The 2,766-nt window shown below is 64.5% G+C and carries 2 protein-coding genes; both read right to left on the bottom strand.

Features of this window, described 5'->3' with window-relative positions; genetic code table 11:
- On the bottom strand, positions 1 to 1,560 hold a 1,560-nt coding region (locus VMJ11_RS26880), incomplete at its 3' end, for a thiamine pyrophosphate-binding protein (RefSeq protein WP_325623460.1).
- 15 nt (positions 1,561 to 1,575) lie between these two features.
- Positions 1,576 to 2,766, bottom strand: a 1,191-nt coding sequence (locus VMJ11_RS26885; protein WP_325623462.1) for a transposase, incomplete at its 5' end; no start/stop codon positions are given.

The following is a 2,766-nucleotide window of genomic DNA, read 5'->3' on the forward strand; positions in this document are numbered from 1 at the left end:
CTTGTCCAGGCGTTCGGCGAACCAGCCATAGGCGCGCGCGAGCGCGGCGAAGTCGGGGTTGAAGAGGTCGCTGCCGCTCACGCGGCCGGGGTATTCGCGCTCCTGGTGCATGCGGATGGTGCCGTAGGTGCCGTTGTCCACCACGATGCTGATGAGCTTCTTCGCGCCGTAGCCGGTGGCCGTGGCCAGCTCCTGACCGGTCATCAGGAAGTCGCCGTCGCCTGCCAGGTTGATCACGGTGCGGTGCGGCTGCAGCAACGACGCGGCGACCGCGGCCGGCACGCCGTAACCCATCGCGCCGCTCGTGGGCGCGAGCTGCGAGCGGAAGTGGCGGTACGCGAAGTGCCGGTGCAGCCAGGTCGCGTAGTTGCCTGCGCCGTTCGTGACGATCGCGTCGTCGGGCAAACGCTCGCGCAGTTGGTCCATCACTTCGCCCAGTTGCACGTCGCCGGGCATCGGCAGCGGCTTGCGCCATGCCTGCCACGCCTCGTGCGCCTGCGCGGCGCTCCCGGCCCACGCAGGTTGAGCGGGTGCGGGAAGCTCGGCGAGCAACGCCGCGATTTCCGCGAGACCGGAGACGATGGGCAGGTCGGCCGCATACACGCGCCCCAGTTCTTCCGCGCCCTGGTGCACGTGAATGAGCGTCTGTTTCGTTTTGGGGATGTCCAGGAGCGTATAGCCGCCCGTCGTGGCTTCGCCCAGACGCGGCCCGAGCGCGAGCAGCACATCGGCTTCGCGAATGCGTTTGGCCAACGCGGGATTCACGCCGAGGCCCACGTCGCCCGCGTAGTTCGGGTGGTCGTTGTTGAGCGTGTCCTGAAAGCGGAACGCGAGACCCACGGGCAATTGCCAGTTTTCGACGAAGCGCTGAAAGTCTGCGCAGGCCTGGGTGTTCCAGCCGTTTCCGCCCGCGATCACTAACGGCTTCTTCGCGCCCGCGAGCAGTTCGCGCAGCCGCGCCATCTGGGCCGTGGAAGGCGAGGCCTGCACACGCTGCGCGGCTGGGGCGATGGGCTGCGCTTCGGCTGCGGGAATCGCGCCGCTCAGCATGTCCTCGGGCAGCGCGAGCACGACCGGACCCGGCCGGCCCGAGATCGCGACATGGAACGCGTGGCTCATGTACTCCGGCACGCGGCGCGCATCGTCGATTTGCGCGACCCACTTCGCCATCTGGCCGAACATGCGGCGATAGTCGATCTCCTGGAACGCCTCGCGGTCCGTCTGGTCGCGCGCGACCTGGCCGATCAGCAGGATCATCGGCGTGGAGTCCTGGAACGCCGTGTGCACGCCGATCGACGCGTGCGTGGCGCCCGGCCCTCGCGTGACGAGCGCGATGCCGGGCTTGCCCGTGAGCTTGCCGATTGCCTCCGCCATGTTCGCCGCGGCCGCTTCGTGACGGCACACCACGGTCTCGATGCGCGCGGTTTCGTCGGACAACGAATCGAGCACTGCGAGATAGCTCTCGCCCGGTACGCAGAACACGCGCTCGACACCATTGGCGACGAGCGCATCGACGACGAGGCGAGCCCCGGTGGTGGTGGCGGAATCGTTCGGCTGCATGGCGTTCAAGTCTGCTTATCTAAACGTGCGTAATTGCGCACGCTGCCCCACCTCACGGAGAGACGATTCCTGCCCCGAGTTCCTTACAGGCCCAGACTCGTGATCCTGGTTTTCACCAGTGCTGACAGGCGTTACTTTCGCGAAAGCCTCGCGTAGTGATGAATCGGTTGCCCACTGCTCGAGGTTGGCCGCGGCATTGTCGTCGCGGTCGTGGACAGTGCCACATGTCGCGCACCGCCACGTTCTAACCTTGAGCGTGAGGCTACTGTTGATGCTGCCGCAGCAACTGCATCGCTTGCTGCTCGGAAAGAAGCGATCCGCAACGTGGATCTCTCGATTCAAGCGCGCGAGCTTGTATGTAAGCTGACGCCGGATTTCGTAGAAGCCGATGTCGAGAATCGCGCGATTCAATCCGGCTTTCTGCCGGACGCAGCTGCCCGGTTGCTCAGCGGTGCCGCTTGCTGACGCCGTCATGCCTTTGACAGACAAGTCTTCGACTACCGCCGCGTGGGTTTTGCGTGCAATGGCTGTCGTGGTCTTGTGCTGAAAGTCACGGCGAATGCACCCGGTACGATAATGCGTGGCCGAGAGCATTTGCGATGCCTTCCGTTGATTGTTCGATTGCGGCAAACGCGTTCCCTTCGGGATCGCTTTGCCTTTCAGCCCGAGCGCCGCCTTGGCAACTTCGACCTTGCGCGACACCCTGCGGCTGCGGATCGTGATCCGGCGCGCGATGGCCTTGAGTGGCCTCGGGGTTGCGTACCGCGTGCCATCCGAGCACACGATTTCCGCAAGGTTCAGGTCGACACCGATAGCCTCCCGCGTGGCTTTGGGCGCGAGCATCGATACCGGGAGGTCAAACTGCACGCTCAGGAACCAGCGGTGGCCCTCACGGATTACCGTGACGCCCAGGATCTTGCCACCAAACCGGGGCGATTCTTTAAGCATCACCGAGCCGATCAGCGGCAACCTGACCTCGTGTTCACCGAGCCTCAGTTTGTCGTTGGCGACGTAGAATGAGTCGGCACAACGGCCCTTGCGCTTGAATACTGGCGGATGGGCCTGCTTGCCGTTTTTCAGATCGCTAAAGAACTGGTTCCACGCCTTGCCCAGGCGCGCGAACGCATCCGCGTGGGCGTCGCGGTGGATCTCCTTGAGCCATGGATACTCGGCGTATTTCACCGAGTTAAACTGCTTTTTCAGTTT

Source organism: Paraburkholderia sp. (assembly GCF_035501035.1).
Taxonomy (GTDB): domain Bacteria; phylum Pseudomonadota; class Gammaproteobacteria; order Burkholderiales; family Burkholderiaceae; genus Paraburkholderia.